The sequence below is a fragment of the Ruminococcus albus 7 = DSM 20455 genome (assembly GCF_000179635.2).
Lineage (GTDB): Bacteria > Bacillota > Clostridia > Oscillospirales > Ruminococcaceae > Hominimerdicola > Hominimerdicola alba.
Window position 1 is genome coordinate 2180974 of record NC_014833.1, and the last position, 17939, is coordinate 2198912.

Sequence of the window (17939 nt, forward strand, 5' to 3'; positions counted from 1 at the left end):
GTATTTATTCTCAGGTGATTCGATGCGTAAAATTTTCTGCATATAGAATTAGGCTATGCCTTCCGTTCCACGTTCACGGAGGACATTGCTTTTTTTCTATTATAGAAAATCTTTATAGTCACTTGATTAAAACACAGTTAAATCGGGAAGAATCGAGAAAGTTTACAATCGAACTCATATAATGGAGTAGACAAATGCATGATTTTATGTTATAATAATTAATTGTAAATCTATTTATGGGACCGGTCAATGAAATGAAACTAGAATTTACCAACCGCATACTAAAAAATGAATATTATCAGGATCAGCTCCACATATTGTGTGAGCTTGAAAAAGACAGGATCTTCTGTCGTCACAATATTGAGCATTTTCTTAATGTTGCCCGAATAGCAATGATACTTTGCGGACGCAAACGCATCAAGATCTCTGCTGACATTATCTATTCGGCTGCACTTTTACATGATATCGGAAGAGTGCAGGAGTATACCGAGGGCATTGAACATGATGTGGCAAGTCAGTCAACAGCTGCTAAGATTCTCGACAGCATAGAATGTCCGCGTGATATACGCGAAAAGATCATCCGTCTTATTGCAAGCCATCGTAATACGAAAGCAGATCCCGATACACCTGAAGCTATGTTCAATAAGGCAGACAAGCTCTCACGGAACTGCTTTGAATGTAATGCCAGGTCGCTGTGTAAATGGCAGAAAGATAAAATGAATTTGGAAATAGAGGTATAATTATGAAAATCGGCAACAGAGAATTTGATACTGAAAACGAATGCTATATTATGGGCATACTCAATGTGACACCTGACTCTTTTTCAGACGGAGGTAAATTCAATAACATAGACAGTGCCCTTTCTCATGCAGAGGCAATGATATCAGAGGGTGTTGATATCATTGATGTCGGAGGAGAATCCACAAGACCGGGGTTTACACGTATCAGTGACGATGAGGAGATAAGCAGGATCGTACCTGTAATTGAAGCTTTAAAGGAAAGATTCGATGTTCCTGTTTCAATTGACACATACAAATATAAAGTCGCTTCAGCGGCAGCAGAAGCCGGTGCAGATCTTTTCAATGATATTTACGGGCTTAAATACGACAATGGCGAAATGGCTGCATTTATTGCAAAAAGCGGTCTGCCTTGCTGCCTGATGCATAACAGGAATAATATGGACTACGTCTGCTTTATGGACGATCTTATAAATGATATGCGAGAAACAGTCGATATTGCTAAAAAAGCCGGTATCACCGACGATTCCATTATTCTTGATCCGGGTGTTGGATTTGCAAAGTCCTTGGAAAACAATCTTGAAGCTATCGACCGTCTGGATATGCTTAAAAATGAACTGGGATATCCAGTACTGCTCGGTACCTCCAGAAAATCAGTGATAGGCCTTACTCTTGATCTACCAAGTGATCAGCGTGTTGAGGGAACTATTGCAACAACTGTTATCGGAGTTATGCGAGGTGCTGCGTTTGTACGTGTTCACGACGTCAAAGAAAACCTAAGGGCGGTTAAAATGACACAGGCTATAATGAGAGGTTACAAACGTGGATAAGATATGTATTGAAGAACTGAGAATATTTGCGCATCACGGAGTATTTGAACATGAAAATATAAACGGACAGAATTTCTATGTCAACTCCGCGCTGTATGTAGATACAGAAAAAGCCGGGATGAACGATGATCTGGAAAGCTCCGTGGATTACAGCAAAGTATGCGAACTTCTTGAAAAGGTAATGACAGAAAATACCTTCAAGCTGATTGAAACTGTCGCACAGAAAGCCGCTGAAACTATTCTCATGGAATATCCGATCGTCAGTGCTGTTGATTTGGAGATACGCAAACCTGAAGCTCCTATAGATATGGATTTCAGCTCAGTATCAGTTAAGATACACAGAGGATGGCATAGAGTTCTTCTCTCTCTCGGGTCAAATATGGGTGACAGCAGGGGATACCTTGAAAATGCTTTTGAAAAGCTGCGTGAGTGTCCTTATATACGAAATGTAAAATGCTCCGAGCTTATTATAACCAAGCCTTATGGTTATACAGAACAAGCTGATTTTGTTAATGGTGCAGTGATATGTGAGACAATGCTCAGCCCTCACGGATTGCTTGAATTGACGCAGTCCTTAGAAAATTCAGCTGACCGCAGACGTGAGATACACTGGGGACCGCGCACCCTTGATGTGGATATTGTGTTCTATGACGATGAAGTTATATCTGATCCTGATCTGATAATACCGCATCCTGATATGCATAACCGTGAATTTGTACTCGCACCGGCAGCTGAGATAGCATCCTATTACCGCCACCCAATATCAGGTAAAACAGTTTCACAGCTCCTTGCTGAGTTGGCAAAACAATGATATGCATTATCGCGGCAGTAGCCGCTAACGGTATAATTGGCTCAAATGGAGGTATCCCCTGGGATATTCCTGAAGACAGACATTATTTCAGAAATATCACTGAGGATGGTGTCTTGATTATGGGCAGACGTACCTATGAGAGCATCGGCAGACCGCTGCCCGGAAGGTACAATATTGTTATTTCACGCAATACAGACTACACAGGCAGTATGCTCAGAACAGTAGCGAACCTTGAAGAGGCTATCAAAGCAGCAGAAAGATATGTTCAACGCAAAAGGAAAGGGGATATATTCCTCTGTGGAGGTGCTGAGATATACCGTCAGGGACTTGCTTTTACGAAAAAATTGTATCTGACCGAACTTTATGACGAATATGAAGGCGATGTGTATTTCCCAGAGTTCAATCGTGACGAGTTCGGCTGTGTGAGCTGTGATGAACACCATGAGCTCGGACTACGGTTTTGTGTCTATGAGCGTTTAAATAAATAGTATACAGCGGCTAATTTACACAACTTGTTGATATGTGTAAATAGTAAAATTCTATAATTTATATTAAACGTCTCTTCATCGAGGCGTTTTTTTCAATTAAATATTACTATTATGAAGCAGGAAATTAAGTTTATATTTCAAAAGAACACTCCGACAAGCAGGAAGACTGTTGGAGTTTTTTGTTATACTCAAATCTTCCTGTGTAAAATAGTGAATACAAGAGGAGCATATATTAATCAAAAAATATAAATATCATATATATTCAAGTTTTTGGGATATATGAGCGTATATATGAACAAAAAACGAAGATTTTAGAAAAATAATCATCAAACATCACTGAATTATTTTTACAATCTTAGCTAATTTTAGCATAGCTGACGAAACCATTGGATTTTAAGATTTTTACTTTACTTTTCAGAGAAAAAATGGTATTATAAATTAAAGATATGTCATTTATGGATACGAAAATGGATATTTCAGTTCTGATATGCTGGTTTATATACTGATTCAATTTTCGTATTAATACAATGAACTGCATTAATTACCGTACTTGTGTTATATAATTGTCTGGAGACTGAGAAATGTATAAAAGAGTTTTTTTATTTAATGGTATTGGTCCAAGCTATGAAAAACTGCTTGCAAAACTAACACCTGAACTTATGGATAAATATTCATACTATTACGAAACCGCCTGTTCAAGACTTGGACTTAATAAGGATATCGGAAAAAATCTGGGATATGACTCAAAGATAGCGCAGTGGCTAGTACCATTTGTTTGTGACAGAGTGATATATGAGTACTGCATCAGCAAAGGCATAACTCCTGATATCGGCATTGGTTACAGTTCCGGCATAGTAAGTGCAAGTGCCTGCTTCAATGCGATACCTCATGAGGCTGCATGGGATATAGTTAAATCTCACAGGTCTATGCTAATTGCGTTGGACGATGCTCATGAGGAGCTTGATACCGGAATAATCGTAGGATTCTCTTATGATGACCTTTCAGAACTGCTCAACAAGGAATTCTCACCTGACGATCTTGTTATCGGCAGCGGTAACTCTACATTCCACGCTATGATTAGCGGTAAAGCAAGCGCGGTCGAAAAGGCTATAGAAATCTGCACCAACGAAGGAGCACTGAAAGCTTTCCGCCTGAATACCGGCACAGCTTTCCACCATTCAATAATGAAGAAGTATTCACTGGAATACATCAAGTACTGTAATGACCTGAAATACAATGATCCTGATTATCCGATGATGTCTGTTTTCGATTTAACCGTACTGACTACAGCCGAGCAGGTGGCTCGTGAAAATCAGCTTAATGTGTATACGCAGATGCGATGGGATCTTGCACTGAAAGAACTGGAAAAGCTTGGAGTGACAGAGTTTTTCGACATAAGTGCGAACGGTTCGCTCAGTAAACTGTCAAGAGTTGGCAGAAAGTGTAAAATGTACACTTTCGATGATATATGTTCATAATCAGAATTTGTATCTGCGTATAATTGCAGCTAGGTTTGTTAAATATTTATCAATTTAGCACAGTAAGATCTTTACTGTACTAAAAAGCTGTCGGGTGTGGCTTTCAGTTTTCAATGGAAAGCTCTGAAGGCTGAAAGCTGTACCTAACAGCTATAAAGCTTTATTTGGAGGTAAACATAATGAGAGAAATTACAAATGAGATCAAAGCTGAGATCAAGGACATGATATTTGATTATTATGCAGAGGAATGCGAAGTTGACAAAACATCCATAAATGAAAATACCAATCTTCAGGATGACCTGGAAAGCGATTCCCTGATGCTGGTAGAGCTGATCGAGATGACCGCTGATAAGTTCGACATGGACATAAAGTTACAGAGTATCGGTAAATATATGCTGAAAACACCCATGAACACCATGAGTGACGTTATTGATATGTTCTGCAAAGTATATCAGTACGGTAATGATATCGTTGATCAGTAAGAGGATAAGCAGTGAAATCAGTTTTATCAGAGATACATTCCGAAGGCAGTATTGCAGTGCTCACCATCGAAAACGGTCCGAAAAACCTGATATCCGAACCGGAATTCATCGAGCGTGAGAAGCTGATAGCGTGGCTGGAGGAGAATCCACAGACTAAGGCACTGATCATAACAGGGAATGGAAAGCATTTCTCGCACGGTGCCGATGTTTCGCTATTTGATGCGGATAATGTAAATAGCATTTCTGACAAGCTCAAAAAGGGCAGGGAACTGCTGAACACAATCGAGCACCTGCCTATATTAACTGTAGCAGCTGTTAACGGAGGCTGCTTCGGCGGCGGACTTGAAATTGCAATGAGTTGTCAGTTTCGTATTGCCTCATCCAAAGCGCGTATGGGACTTACTGAGGTCATGCATGGAGTAGTTCCGGGCATGGGTGGAATGGAACGACTTTCCCGTATTGTTGGCAGGGATAAGGCTCTGCAAATGATATTGCAGGGCGAAATGCTATCAGCTGATAAGGCGTTCTCTATCGGACTTGTTACAAAAGTAACCGAGGAAAAGGACGCTCTCCCCGAGGCACTGAGATTTGCTGAGGATATTGTATCATCAGCAAGCATAACCGTGATAAATTCGGTAATAAATACGTTGAACAGGGCTGTTGACGGTGATGCTGATCCTTCATCCGGTGCTTTTGAAGCGGCACTTGAGGAGGCTTTCAGAAAATGAGAAAATGTGTATACAACTTGACAGTCAGAGGTTATGAACTTGACTCTTTTGGTCATGTGAACAATGCAGTTTATTTACAGTACGCAGAAGCCGCACTCTGGAACTTTTTCAAAATAAACCAACTTATGGAGTATACTCTTGACAGGGGTATATTCCCTGTGCTTATGGAGTGTTCGCAGAGGTATATACACGAATTGAAACTGCTTGATGAGGTGCGTATTGAATCTGAGTTTACAGCCAAGGGTGAAATGATGCTCTACAAGCACAACATAATTAACAACACCACGGGTCTGATATCCTGTAAAATAAAGGGCAGACTTATTTTCGTAAACCATGAGCGAGTGATCCACAGTATCCCTGATGAAGTCAAGGAAATATTAGAAAGTGAGACAAATGAAGATCATAATAAATGAATTATATACAGAAGTTAGCGATGTTGATTTGCTTTCAGAACTTATATGCGCAGAACCAGGTGAGCCGTGCCTGCTCATTATCCATGATAATGGAAATATGCAGATAGGAGACGAAGCGAAGGTTTGCGATTTTTTCGCTGATCTGCCGTATATCACAGCGCTTGCTTCTGATGACCCTGATGCAGATATAGCTAAATACTTCGATATAGTTATACCTGCCGAGAATGCTGACAAATACGCAGAAATCTTGTTCAAGGAAAAGACTGAATTTCAGATCAGGGAAATAACAAGTTGCTTCGTAACTGCAAGAAACGGCTCCAGAAATGATATTCTTGATGCTGAATCAAGGTCATTTTACCGACTTATAAAACAGATCAGCAGGAGGTGAGCATTATGGGTGATATCCTGCTTAATAAAGAAAACGATATACTCACAGTTGTGATGAATGCACCAAAAAATAACCTTATGACTACTCAGTTCCACAAGGAATTTGAGGCTGTTATGGAAAAAGTACGTGTGATTGCAAAGAGTGACAGTATAAGAGGTATGATAATATACGGCGGTGGAAGACATTTCTGTGTCGGTGCTGATGTTGATGCCCTTATGGAACGCTCAGCTTCGGAAGTATACGACGATACTTCCGGAGATCTTCCCGAAAGTCACATTGAGGAGAAGCATCACTTCACATTTCTGCGTGACCTTCCATTCCCGGTGATAAGCGTAGTTACAGGATTCTGTATAGGCTCAGGCAGCGAGATCGCTCTCAATTGTCACTACAGGATCGTCGAGAAGGGCGCACGTATAGGTCAGCCTGAATCTACTTTCGGCATACTTCCCGGACTTGGAGGAATTGCCGGGACTATCGAACTTTGTGGTATGAAGAACGCCTATGAGCTTGTTATGACAGGAAGACTTTTCCCTTCTGAGGAGGCTTGCGAGCTCGGCTGGGGAGATATTCTCACCGATAAAAAGCATGGACTTGCTGAGGCATATTCATTGATAGACTTTATATCAGAAGAATACGGTGAATTCTCACCTGAAGACTACCGCAGATATATCAGATTATACAAGATCAGGGGTGACTGACATGAATATCGGAATTGCAGGGTACGGAAAAATGGGAAAAGACATTTTCTCCCTTTTCCTCGATAATCTGGATAATGCTGTATTTACTGTACTTGTCCGTTCCGGTGCAGAAGAGTATACTGCCTCTGTATTAAAGACTCTTGATAAACAGCTTCGACGGAAGAAACTGACTCAGGATGAATACAAATCTAAGAAAGCTGCCTTCAGATTTACTTGTGACCCTGCTGACTTTAAAGACTGTGATGCAGTGATCGAGACTATTTCTGAGAAACTTGAGTCTAAAAATTCGCTTTTCAGAAATATTGCAGATATAGTTTCTGATAATTGCCTGCTTATGACAAATACTTCGTCGCTGAATATAGAGAACGTTTTCACGGGCGTTTCAGGCACTCAGCGCTGCATGGGTATGCACTTTTTCTACCCTGTCAAACTTGCAGAATTCGTAGAACTTAACCTTATGGATAATACTTCCGAAGAAGCTCTGCAACTGGCAGAAAACCTTGTGCATGACTGCGGACGCAGGAGTATTCGTTTTCGCGGGAATTATCATTTGTATCTTAATCAGATACTTTCTGCTATGGTATCACATGGCATATATCTTTGTGATTTTTTAAACACTTCTATTCCGGATCTTTCAGCTTCTTTGGAAAAGATGTATTCCGTCGCTGGTGTATTCGATATACTTGACAGCGTTGGACTTGGACTTATGGCTGAAAATCAGACAAATTTCCGATTGGAACGCAATAAGCAGCTTCTGGAATATGGCTGTGATCAAATGAAGTACTGGCTGAGTCAGGGCTGTGCGGATAGTCCGCGTAGTTTCATTGACTTTATCAAGTGTCAGGAGCAGGAGAGCGATAATGTAGAAAACTGTGACGATGCTCCTATTTATATGGCTGCATTTATCCTTGCTGAAACATCTTTCGCGCTTGAAGAATCTTGTATCAATCCTGATATTCTCCTTGAAGGTGTAAGATGTACTCTCGGCACAGTTGATACACTACCGGAAATGTACAGAAAATATGGTGCAGAAAAGCTCATGTCTGCACTCGATGAACTCTATGAAAAGAGCGGATTTTCGTCTTACAGATACGATCCTGATCTATTTGATAAATATTATACGTGATCCCGCAGGGGAGTGCTAACAGAGAGGTACGTGAAATGAAAAAAGTAGTTATAACAGGGCTAGGTGCTGTAACAGCACTGGGTAATAATGTCCAGGATTACTGGAATGCGCTGATAGAAGGCAAAAGCGGTATGCGTACTATAACCCGTGTACCTGCTGAAAATCATGATACAACAGTAGCAGCCGAGGTAGATGACTCATTTGAGCAGGAAGCTTCAAAATACTGGAAAAAACGAATGCTAAGCGCAACTACCAAAGCAGTAAGAATGGGCCTAGCTTCTGCTGGCGAAGCTATTGAGGACTGCGGCGCGGACTTCGCTTCTCTTGACCGTTCAAGGATAGGCATTATCTATGGACTTGCGGATAATACTTACGAGGGTGTGGAGCTGGAGAATAAGTCCCATATAACACTGAAGCGTATGCAGAGCGAAATACCCGCAATGATTGCGATCAAGCATAATATCACAGGACCATCATTTAATATGAGTACTGCCTGTGCTTCATCAGGATATGCTATGGCTCTGGGTAAGCATCTGATCCAGTCAGGTCTATGTGATATGATAATAGTGGGCGGACTTTCTTATGTGGTGAACGATGCCGTACTTGACGGATTCAACCAACTTCTTGCAATGTCTGTAAACCCCGATCCGAATAAGGCAAGCCGACCTTTCACAAAAAACCGTGACGGCTTTATCATGGGCGAAGGCGGCGGAACAGTGGTTCTGGAATCTGAGGAACACGCCAGGTCAAGGGAAGCAAAGATATACTGCGAACTTGCAGGCGCATCTATAAGCTGTGAAGCTAGTAGTCTTACTGCACCTCAGGCAGATGGCGCCGGTATGGCATACTCCATGAGATGTGCTCTTGAAGATGCCGGTATAACTCCCGATGAAGTGGGTTATATCAATGCCCATGGCACTTCTACTACGTTAAATGATCTCTATGAGACTATGGCGATAAAGCAGATCTTTGGTGAAAAAGCCTATGACATCCCGGTTTCTTCCATAAAGGCAGCTATCGGTCATACCCTTGCCGGATGCGGCGTAATTGAGGCTATCGCATGCGTCAAAGCTATCGAGGAAGGCATATTACCGCCTACAGTTCATTTCGATGAACCTGATCCGGAGCTTGATCTGAACTACATACCCAATTCAGCACTTAAAAAGGATATCAATGTTGCTGTATCTAATGCTTTTGGCTTTGGCGGGCATGATGCGACACTAGTTTTCAGAAAATATAACTGAGAGAGGAATGGAAAAAATGCCTATCGCACAGATGAAAACCAACTTCAAAATGAACGACGTTTCTAAAAAGGAATTTCTGGATGATATTGCAGGGGAAATGGCAAAGCTTCTGAAAAAGCCCATTCCGGCTGTAATGGTCATGCTGGACAACTGCTATATGGACATGAATAGATCTGAGGATACCGTTTTTTTCTCTGAATTCCGCTACGTTATGCCACAGGAATTTGACGGCGATAAAAGTGGATTTATGAAAAAGTTTGCAGATACAATGCTGGCAGTCATCCAAAAACACACAAAAGTTGATCCCTACCGCATATATATGCAGTTTACAGAGATGGACAGACAGAGCGCTTGGCACTATACAGAATGAGAAAGGAATGATAATATGAAATGGTCAATAAGAGAACTTCTTAACCCGGTGGTCACCAGATCAATGCTTTACGGAAGTGATCCATTTGATACAGAATACGTTTTGAAAAGAGTAGACGAGATAGACGTCATGAGCGGTAAGAAAATACAGGCTGTATGGCTTGGTGAATGGGGCAAGAAGATCGCTCATTACGCAGAACTTCGTGATCAGAACGAGGCTAAGGAAAACCGTATCTCTGCAAGAGCATACGCTAAAATGGTCGCTCAGTGCTGGTACGCTTGCTATATGGTTAATATTCAGGACTTGGAGCAGAAGGTCTCCATTTATAATAACCTGGCTGAAAGCTACAGAAAGTATACTGAACTATGCGATAACAAGATAGAGTACGTTGAGATAGATACAGCTTTCGGAAAGCTTCCTGCTTATATCCACTATCCCGATGACGGCAGCAAGGAAAGCTATCCTATCGCTATAACCTACTCGGGCATCGGTAGCTGTAAAGAGGAACTTGATATGCTGGCAATGCCACTTAATGAGCGTGGAGTTGCAGTTATAACCCCTGATATGCCCGGAACAGGCGGCGCTGTTATATGGAATAACGTGAAGTGCGGCGGTGACGAACTGGAAGCCGCTTTCGATGGTATTTACAAGTTCATTGACAGCCGCAGTGAACTGGACAGCACCCGTATAGCTAACTTTGGTCTGTGCATGGGCGGCGGTTATGCTATCAGAGCAACAGCAAAGAATCCTGCTGTTAAATGCTGCGTAGCACTTTTCCCGCTTATGATATGCTATTGCAAGCTTGATTCCGTACCGATATGGATGAAGAAGGGCAAGTGGACTTCCTACCAGACAAATGATGACTATATGGAAACGATGAATGTTCTCTCCGAGGGTACTCTCAGCTCCGATTTCTTCCTTGTTCACAGCGATTACGATAACTGGATGACCCACGAGGCAAATGATATCCTCTACAGCAAGGCTACAGGTTACAAGGAGAGACTTGAAGTTACTGAAAGACCTGCCTATGTTTCCGAGGAAACTATCATGCACGCAATGCCGGTAGGTGAGCAGTTCCATTGGGTAAAGCATATAACTGCTGATTTCATTGCACAGAGACTTACAGGAGAAACCAAATGAGCATGAATTTCTTTGATTATTACAGCAAATACGCTCAGGAGACACCTGACAAGATCCTTCTGAGAATAGATGAGAATACACTGACATACAGTCAGTTCATGGAGAAAACCGCCATATTCGGTTCTGCACTTAAAAAGTTGGGCATCGGTGTGAACGATAAGGTAGGTCTGGTAATGCCTAACAGCATTGAATGGTATATTGCTTTCTGGTCAGCTGTAAGAATAGGCGCTCAACCTGTTCCGATTGATCCTCAAAGCGGTTCGCTGGAACTTTCCAGACTTATCCCTGCAACTACAGTCAAGATGCTTTTCGTCGCTGAAAAATACAGAACAAATCATATTATAAAAGCAGTGGAGCAGATCGTTCCCGGTGAATTCAAGCTTACAAAGGTCGTATGCTTTGCGCCTGAAAGCGCAGTACCTGAGAACGAGTGTTACACAACTGCCGATAAATTTACTGCTGAATTAGGTGAGGCTGACTGCGAGATCTATCAGCCTGAGTATCTTCACACTATGTCACTCGCCTGCACTTCAGGCAGTACCGGCACACCAAAGATTCTGGCTATCCCAACAGGCGGATTTCTCTCCACACAGAAAGATATGGGCGATTATCTGGAATTCAAGTCCGACGATGTAATGATGCTGGGCATGACCCTCTATCACCAGGGCGGATTCGGAATGGGTCTGCAAATGGCACTCAAGGGCGGATGCGTAATGTATCAGCCGCAGTTCAATCCCATTTCTTTCCTTGAAACTGTTCAGAAATACAAAGTAAATATAATTCAGCTCACCTCTACACTTGCAAAGGTCCTGCTTTCAACTCCCGATTTTGATAAGTATGACCTTTCATCTGTTCGTATATGCTACTTTGCAGGAGAAGTTCTGCCCAAGGAGATCGCTGATGCATTTGTTAAGAAACTGAATATCCGTGTTATAAATATAATCGGTTCGTCCGAGACCTGTACTATGGTAGTATGGGATTCTGCTAAGGACGGTGACACTGACCCCAGCGACTTCAAGAAGCTTTACTTCACTGATTATCGTGTTATTGATGCTGAAAAGAATGACGTTGCCGAGGGTGAAACAGGAGAGTTATGTGTATACACAGACGGTGTAATCACGGAGTATTTTGGCAATCCAGAACTTTCTGCCGAAAAGATACTTACCGATGAGCAGGGCAGAAGATGGTTCTGTACAGGCGATCTTGTAAATAAACTGCCCGGAGGTATAGTTCGTTTTGCGGGACGCAGCAAGCGTATTATCAAACGTGGCGGAAACCTTGTCCACGCAGAAGAAGTTGAAGCCTGCCTGCTCACTCATCCCAAAATTGCTGCCGCAGCTGTAACTGATGAGCCGCACCCGGTTATCGGTCAGCAAATAGTTGCCTACATTCAGCCAAAGGGCGATGAAAAGATAACAAGAGGCGAACTGGCACGCTATTTTGACGGAAAACTCTCTGCATACAAAGTACCCGACAAAGTAGTTCTCGTAGAGGAGATCCCAAAGGACATCGGTAAGATACAGTTTAAATATCTCAGAAAAAAGGAGTATAAATAATTATGAATAATCTCGATTGGAACGAATTCAGACAGGTAGTTTCTGACTATGTAGGTGTTGATGCTGATGAGATCACAAGGGATACTGATGTTTTTGATGACCTGTATCTTGATTCTCTCGGACTGTTCGGCCTTGGTTCACACATTACAGATACATACAAGCTGAATGTTGCGCTGTCATTGGTAGCATCTATCAGCAGAGTAGGGGAGTTCTTCGATCTTCTTAACGAAAAGGGTACACCGATAGAGGGATAATATGACACTTTTCTTTTTCCCACACGCAGGAGGTTCAGCAAAGAGTTACGCATCATTTAAACGCTTTCTCCCAAAAGATCTGAACGTTGTCACAATGGAACTTTCAGGGCGTTTTACCCGTTCTGACAAACCACTGATGCACGATATCGAGTCGTGTATCAGTGAACTTTTTGACAGCAACGAAAAGCTTCCGGACTTTCTTAAGGATGGCGATTACGCAATATTTGGTCATAGCATGGGAACAATCCTTGCCTCCGAATTTGTAAAACAGATAAGGGAAAAGGGTCATCCTGCGCCGATACACATCTTTCTGTCAGGTAAAAACGCTCCTGATGAAAACCTTCATTGTTTCGATGATATCAACAAGGTCACCGATCAGGAGATAATTGATTTTTTTAACAATAACAGTATGAATTCCTCTCCGGTGATCCCCGATGCGGAGCTTGTAGCACAGCTTAACCGTATCCTCTGTAATGATGTTAGAATGGCTGAAAAGTACTGCACCACTCCGAATCAGGTGCAGTTTGGCTGTGATATCACGGCGATATACGGCACAGATGATACAATGCTAAAAAATGCTAACATGAGCAGCTGGAAACGATATACCGATAAAAACTGTGAAGTAGTATCATTTAGCGGCGGACATTTCTACTATACTCAGCACAAGGAGGAAGTCTGCAAGCTTATCTGTAATAAACTTGGACTTAATTAGAATGTTATGTAATAGTCCGTATAAATAGATCAACAAACAAAACAGACAGAGCCCAAAATGACTCTGTCTGTTTTGTTACGTGATTCTTTCAGTTATCGAGATTTGATAGATGATATGAGATAGAAATTCAACAGCAGGAAGTACAGAAGCACTTATAGACTTAACCGCACTAAATGAAAATTTAGTGCGGTTAAGGGAAGGGCTCACTTAGTTGCATTTATATTGGCTTCCATTTTATAAGTTTTTTCTCTGCTATATCCAGCACAACATTCAATATGGTTATCACAGTTCCTACAACGAATATTCCTGCAAGTACTCTGGCATAATCGGCATAGTCTGAATATTTTTTTATGAAAAATCCAAGTCCGCTTGTTGCACCGATCATCTCTGCCATTATTAGGATCATAAATATGGTGGAGATCTGTATTTTAAGATTACCGACAATTGATGGGATACTGTAAGGCAGTATCACCTTAAAAAGCATTGTTGGTGTACTTACATTCATTGCCTTGGCAGAATCTATCAGTCTTCCGTTTATGCTGCCGACCCTGTTTATCATTCCAAGGAATATCGGCCAGAACATACCTATGCCTATTACAGCTATCGATGCAGATGTAAATGTGGGCATCAGCGCGATGAGATATGGGGTATATACCATGGGCGGTATAGGGCTGAGTACTTTAGCAATTGGTGTAAAATCATTATTGAGCCGTTTTACCCATCCCACTATCATGCCCAGTATATTTCCCGATATGAGTGCTATTGAAAATCCTGTCACCAGTATCATCAGAGAATGACCTATGCCCTCTGCTATAAATTCGCTGTCCTTCAGGAACACCTCGAATACATTCTCCATTGGTGGATTAAGTACAGGATTGCCCTTGCCAAGTATACGGAAAGTTATATCCCATATAAGAAAAAGACAGTATGGTAGAACCAGATAAGTCCCATGATAGCAACATAGACGGTGTTTTTCGGTGCGCTGACCTTTCCTTTTATAAACGAAAGTGTTATCACTGTTCCGGCAAAAAGTGTAACAACAGCTATGTTCAGTATTATTTTGCCGACAGAGTAAGTTTTCTCACTATCGCGTGATTCCAATGTATTTATTGTTCGTGTATCTGTCATGCAGTTCTCACCTTCACTTCTGTAAACAGGTCGAGCAGCTCATGGCGAAGCTGATCGTATCTGTTTAGTCGAATCAGTTCCTCTCTTGGGGTATTTGCGGGAAGACCTACATTTACTTCTGTCCTTATCTTATGGGGCTCCATGAAATATACCTTGTCAGCCAGGACCAGTGCTTCGTCGATATCATGGGTAATGAATACCACTGTCTTTTTCTCCCCGCGTTTTTTGCAAAGCTCAATGCTGAGTTCCTGTAATTCTATACGCTTCTGTGGGTCGATAGCTCCGAATGGTTCGTCCATGAGAAGTATGTCCGTATCCATCGCAAAAGCTCTTGCCAGAGCCACACGCTGCTGCATTCCGCCCGAAAGCTCGTGTGGATATTTATTAGCACTGTCAGCAAGTCCGACCAATTCAAGATACTCCTCTGCTCTCTTTGCTATCTCTTTTCTGTTTTTTAGTATACCGGCTTCTTTGATTCCGAACATGATATTCTTTTTTGCAGTAAGCCACGGGAAAAGTGAATAGTGCTGAAATACCATACCTCTGTTTACATCGGGACCTGTAACAGGCTTGTCGTTTATCAGTATCTCACCTTTTGTTGGGAACTGAAGACCTAACAGCAAAGATACAAGCGTGCTTTTTCCGCAGCCCGAAGGACCGATAAGGCAAGCGAACTCCCCCTCTTCTACCTTAAAATTCAGACCATCAAGGATATTTACTGCTTTGTTATCAGTTTCATAGCTGAATGAAACATTACGAAATTCTATTTTACTCATTATCGGTTCCTCCTTAAAATAATATCATCTTTTATACATCGTATTTGTCCGAGAACTCTTTAAGAGCAATATAATCGGGATCATCAGGATATTCTTTAAGTATCTGATCAAGCGCTTCGCGGAAGATCTCTGTATTGACATTTCCGCTTATGTCAGCGTCCTTGATTATTCCCTCGCCTATTAGATATGCTGCATAATCAACTACTCTGTTCCTTGCAGGATCTGGGTTATAGCGCGAAGCATAATCACCGTAAAGCGCTTCTGTAACATACTCCTCTGTCTGACCCGTTTGTCTGACCATAATATCTATGGCATTGTCATGATCGTTGAGTATCAGTTTGTATGCTCTTATCAAACCTCTCTGATAAGCTACAAGTTCATCATGTTTTTCTTGGACTACCTTTGAAGTAGTAGTCTGACGGCAGCATGGATAGCACGGATCTATATCACCTACCTTTATTCCCAGATCAAGTCCGAAATTTTTTGCAGTCTGTACTCCGTCGGCGGTGATATATCCAACATCGACCTGCCCCTTTGATACCGCCTGAACAATGGAAGTATCATCATTGAGGTAATCTATCTCGATATCCTGTTCAGGAACTATGCCGATCTCACGCAGCTTTGCACGTATGATGTTATCGCCCGTGTAGCTTCTGGCTGATGCCCATTTCTTTCCAGCCCAGCCGGATAATTCAGCAAACTGTTCAGTGTTTTCAGGCTTTGTGATGATAGCACCTCCCTCCTGTGCCGATCCGCCGAAGAATATAAGATCCTGTCCCTCAGCCATGAATTGTAACTGTAATGTGATACCTACGGGAACTACATCGACTTTGCCTGTTGAAAGCGCTGTTAAACTGTCAGCTGTGGAGAGAAGAACATCGGAGTTTACCGTCACGCCTTCCTCTTCAAAATATCCCTGATCGTAGGCAACCGTAGTCAGCGCGGACTTTATAGATGAAGGGAACCACGCGACTTCAAGTGTACCGACATTCGCTTTGTTTACTCCGCTTCCCGATGTTTTTTTATGCGATGAACTTCCGCAGGCTGTCAGGGTGCTGACAAGAAGTGAAGTTGCGATCAATACTTCAATAGCTTTCCTTACTCTTTTCTTCATAAATATCTTCCTCGTATAATAAAAGTAGTAGTTTTTAGAGTTCCTCTCCAAGAACTATGGTATAATATTGTTTAGATGCTGTGGATTGGTTTGATCTTCCTACCGTATGACGGTTTACGAAAGGCTCCGACCGCAGTCTCTATGCAATTTGTTGATCAGTTAGATACCGCCCGACGGTTTATTTAGAACGAGGTTACATTAGCGTAGAGTCTCTGTGGATCTAAACAGCATCAATAATTTTGGAGGTATCATTATGATCGTTGTTGGTATTGATGTGGCAAAGGACAAGCATGACTGCTTTATTGTTGATTCTGAAGGTACAGTACTCTTTGATGTGTTCACTATCCCAAACACTCTTGACGGCTTTAATATCCTGCTTGATAACATCAAGTCCGTTACCGAAAATTTTGACATAATAAAAGTAGGACTCGAGGCTACGGGACATTACAGCTACAATCTGTTGGGATTTCTGTTGAACAACGGCCTGCCAACCTACGTTCTGAACCCTTTGCACACTAATCTTTACCGAAAAAGCCTTACACTTCGTAAAACGAAGACAGACAAGGCAGATGCGCGCGTGATTGCTTCTATGCTAATGTCTTGCGTAGACCTAAAGCCCTACACAAATACATTATATCAGAGCGAAGAGCTAAAGTCAATGACCAGATACAGATTTGACAAGGTTTCCGAGCGTGCAAAGCTCAAGACCTCCGTATCAAGGCTTGTGACTATTCTCTTTCCCGAACTTGAAGCGCTCGTGCCTTCGCTGCACATGAAGTCTGTCTATACTCTTTTGAGCGAGTTTCCTTCAGCGCAGCATATCGCAAATGCTCACCTTACAAGGCTTGCCAATCTGCTTTCAGAGACTTCCAAAGGTCACTACGGCAAGGACAAAGCTATTCAGATCAGAGGTGCCGCAAGACGCTCTGTCGGCTCTGTAATGCCTGCAAAGTCGCTGGAACTCAGGCACACCATAAAGCTCATTGCTGACCTGACCGAGCAGATAGATGAGATAGAAACCGAGATAAAGAAGCTGGTCGATGCAACCGACACTACACTTCTGACCGTTCCCGGTCTCAGCTATTCAACTGTCGCTATGATCCTCGCAGAGGTCGGTGACTTTTCAAACTTCGCAACACCCGACAAAGTACTTGCATTTGCGGGAATGTCGCCCTCTACATACCAATCGGGACAGCTGACGAATTGTTATGCCAAGATGGAAAAGCGCGGCTCAAAGTATCTTCGCTATGCTCTCTACAACGCTGCCAAATTCGTCTGCACCTGGGACAAGACATTCAAAGATTATCTCGCCAAGAAGCGAGCCGAGGGCAAGCATTACAATGTTGCATTATCTCACGCTGTCAAGAAACTCGTCAGACTCATTTTTGCTCTTGAAAAGTCTCATTCGCCATATCAGCCTGTTGTTTGAAATTTTTGTTAATCTTCATTTTTAGGGGTTGACTTTT

At 42.2% G+C, this 17939-nt stretch carries 22 protein-coding genes; 18 read left to right on the plus strand and 4 right to left on the minus strand.

Annotated elements, in window-relative coordinates; all coding sequences use genetic code 11:
- The first annotated feature begins 254 nt into the window (after positions 1-254).
- The 17 genes from RUMAL_RS09745 (at position 255) to RUMAL_RS09825 (ending at position 13455) form a co-directional block, all read left to right on the plus strand.
- Positions 255-740, plus strand: coding sequence for an HD domain-containing protein (locus RUMAL_RS09745; protein WP_013498580.1), 486 nt, complete (start codon positions 255-257; stop codon positions 738-740).
- 2 nt (positions 741-742) lie between these two features.
- Complete coding sequence (gene folP / locus RUMAL_RS09750; RefSeq protein ID WP_013498581.1) at positions 743-1567, plus strand: dihydropteroate synthase; 825 nt, start codon at positions 743-745, stop codon at positions 1565-1567.
- Positions 1560-2378, plus strand: coding sequence for a 2-amino-4-hydroxy-6-hydroxymethyldihydropteridine diphosphokinase (folK, locus tag RUMAL_RS09755; RefSeq protein WP_013498582.1), 819 nt, complete (start codon positions 1560-1562; stop codon positions 2376-2378). The genes folP and folK overlap by 8 nt, the downstream gene beginning before the upstream one ends.
- A complete protein-coding gene (locus RUMAL_RS09760) occupies positions 2375-2866 on the plus strand; it encodes a dihydrofolate reductase (protein WP_013498583.1) in 492 nt (163 codons plus the stop codon). The genes folK and RUMAL_RS09760 overlap by 4 nt, the downstream gene beginning before the upstream one ends.
- Before the next feature lie 581 nt (positions 2867-3447).
- Entirely contained in the window at positions 3448-4344 is an 897-nt protein-coding gene (locus RUMAL_RS09765) for an ACP S-malonyltransferase (protein WP_013498584.1), read from the plus strand.
- A 179-nt stretch (positions 4345-4523) separates the two neighbouring features.
- Positions 4524-4826 carry an acyl carrier protein gene (locus RUMAL_RS09770; protein WP_013498585.1) on the plus strand — a complete coding sequence of 101 codons (303 nt, stop codon included), beginning with the start codon at positions 4524-4526 and terminating at the stop codon, positions 4824-4826.
- A gap of 11 nt (positions 4827-4837) precedes the next feature.
- Complete coding sequence (locus tag RUMAL_RS09775; RefSeq protein ID WP_013498586.1) at positions 4838-5554, plus strand: enoyl-CoA hydratase/isomerase family protein; 717 nt, start codon at positions 4838-4840, stop codon at positions 5552-5554.
- Positions 5551-5967 (plus strand): acyl-CoA thioesterase, encoded by a 417-nt coding sequence (locus tag RUMAL_RS09780; protein WP_013498587.1) that lies wholly within the window; start codon positions 5551-5553, stop codon positions 5965-5967. The genes RUMAL_RS09775 and RUMAL_RS09780 overlap by 4 nt, the downstream gene beginning before the upstream one ends.
- Complete coding sequence (locus RUMAL_RS09785; protein WP_028504407.1) at positions 5948-6355, plus strand: hypothetical protein; 408 nt, start codon at positions 5948-5950, stop codon at positions 6353-6355. The genes RUMAL_RS09780 and RUMAL_RS09785 overlap by 20 nt, the downstream gene beginning before the upstream one ends.
- A gap of 5 nt (positions 6356-6360) precedes the next feature.
- Positions 6361-7053: an enoyl-CoA hydratase/isomerase family protein gene (locus RUMAL_RS09790; protein WP_013498589.1), complete on the plus strand. Its 693-nt coding sequence runs from the start codon at positions 6361-6363 to the stop codon at positions 7051-7053.
- Between the two features lies 1 nt (position 7054).
- Positions 7055-8179 (plus strand): 3-hydroxyacyl-CoA dehydrogenase NAD-binding domain-containing protein, encoded by a 1125-nt coding sequence (locus RUMAL_RS09795; RefSeq protein ID WP_013498590.1) that lies wholly within the window; start codon positions 7055-7057, stop codon positions 8177-8179.
- A 35-nt stretch (positions 8180-8214) separates the two neighbouring features.
- Positions 8215-9423, plus strand: coding sequence for a beta-ketoacyl-[acyl-carrier-protein] synthase family protein (locus RUMAL_RS09800; RefSeq protein WP_013498591.1), 1209 nt, complete (start codon positions 8215-8217; stop codon positions 9421-9423).
- 7 nt (positions 9424-9430) lie between these two features.
- Positions 9431-9793, plus strand: coding sequence for a tautomerase family protein (locus tag RUMAL_RS09805; RefSeq protein ID WP_242843383.1), 363 nt, complete (start codon positions 9431-9433; stop codon positions 9791-9793).
- Between the two features lie 15 nt (positions 9794-9808).
- Positions 9809-10933, plus strand: coding sequence for an alpha/beta hydrolase (locus tag RUMAL_RS09810; protein ID WP_013498593.1), 1125 nt, complete (start codon positions 9809-9811; stop codon positions 10931-10933).
- On the plus strand, positions 10930-12489 hold the full coding sequence (locus RUMAL_RS09815) for a class I adenylate-forming enzyme family protein (protein ID WP_013498594.1): 1560 nt from the start codon (positions 10930-10932) through the stop codon (positions 12487-12489). Before RUMAL_RS09810 ends, RUMAL_RS09815 begins: the two co-directional genes overlap by 4 nt.
- Before the next feature lie 2 nt (positions 12490-12491).
- Positions 12492-12743: an acyl carrier protein gene (locus tag RUMAL_RS09820; RefSeq protein WP_013498595.1), complete on the plus strand. Its 252-nt coding sequence runs from the start codon at positions 12492-12494 to the stop codon at positions 12741-12743.
- A 1-nt stretch (position 12744) separates the two neighbouring features.
- Positions 12745-13455 carry a thioesterase II family protein gene (locus RUMAL_RS09825; protein ID WP_013498596.1) on the plus strand — a complete coding sequence of 237 codons (711 nt, stop codon included), beginning with the start codon at positions 12745-12747 and terminating at the stop codon, positions 13453-13455.
- A gap of 217 nt (positions 13456-13672) precedes the next feature.
- Here the strand turns inward: RUMAL_RS09825 and RUMAL_RS09830 are convergent, their stop codons facing one another.
- The 4 genes from RUMAL_RS09830 to RUMAL_RS09845 are packed head-to-tail and all read right to left on the minus strand — an operon-like array spanning position 13673 to position 16473.
- A complete protein-coding gene (locus RUMAL_RS09830) occupies positions 13673-14311 on the minus strand; it encodes an ABC transporter permease (RefSeq protein ID WP_080557288.1) in 639 nt (212 codons plus the stop codon).
- A 44-nt stretch (positions 14312-14355) separates the two neighbouring features.
- Positions 14356-14583, minus strand: a complete 228-nt coding sequence (locus RUMAL_RS09835) for a hypothetical protein (protein ID WP_028504406.1) — start codon at positions 14581-14583, stop codon at positions 14356-14358.
- Positions 14580-15359: an ABC transporter ATP-binding protein gene (locus tag RUMAL_RS09840; RefSeq protein ID WP_013498597.1), complete on the minus strand. Its 780-nt coding sequence runs from the start codon at positions 15357-15359 to the stop codon at positions 14580-14582. Before RUMAL_RS09840 ends, RUMAL_RS09835 begins: the two co-directional genes overlap by 4 nt.
- 31 nt (positions 15360-15390) lie before the next feature.
- Positions 15391-16473, minus strand: a complete 1083-nt coding sequence (locus RUMAL_RS09845) for an ABC transporter substrate-binding protein (RefSeq protein WP_013498598.1) — start codon at positions 16471-16473, stop codon at positions 15391-15393.
- Between the two features lie 253 nt (positions 16474-16726).
- Between RUMAL_RS09845 and RUMAL_RS09850 the strand changes: the two genes are divergently transcribed.
- Positions 16727-17902: an IS110 family RNA-guided transposase gene (locus RUMAL_RS09850; RefSeq protein WP_013497097.1), complete on the plus strand. Its 1176-nt coding sequence runs from the start codon at positions 16727-16729 to the stop codon at positions 17900-17902.
- Positions 17903-17939: the final 37 nt, after the last annotated feature.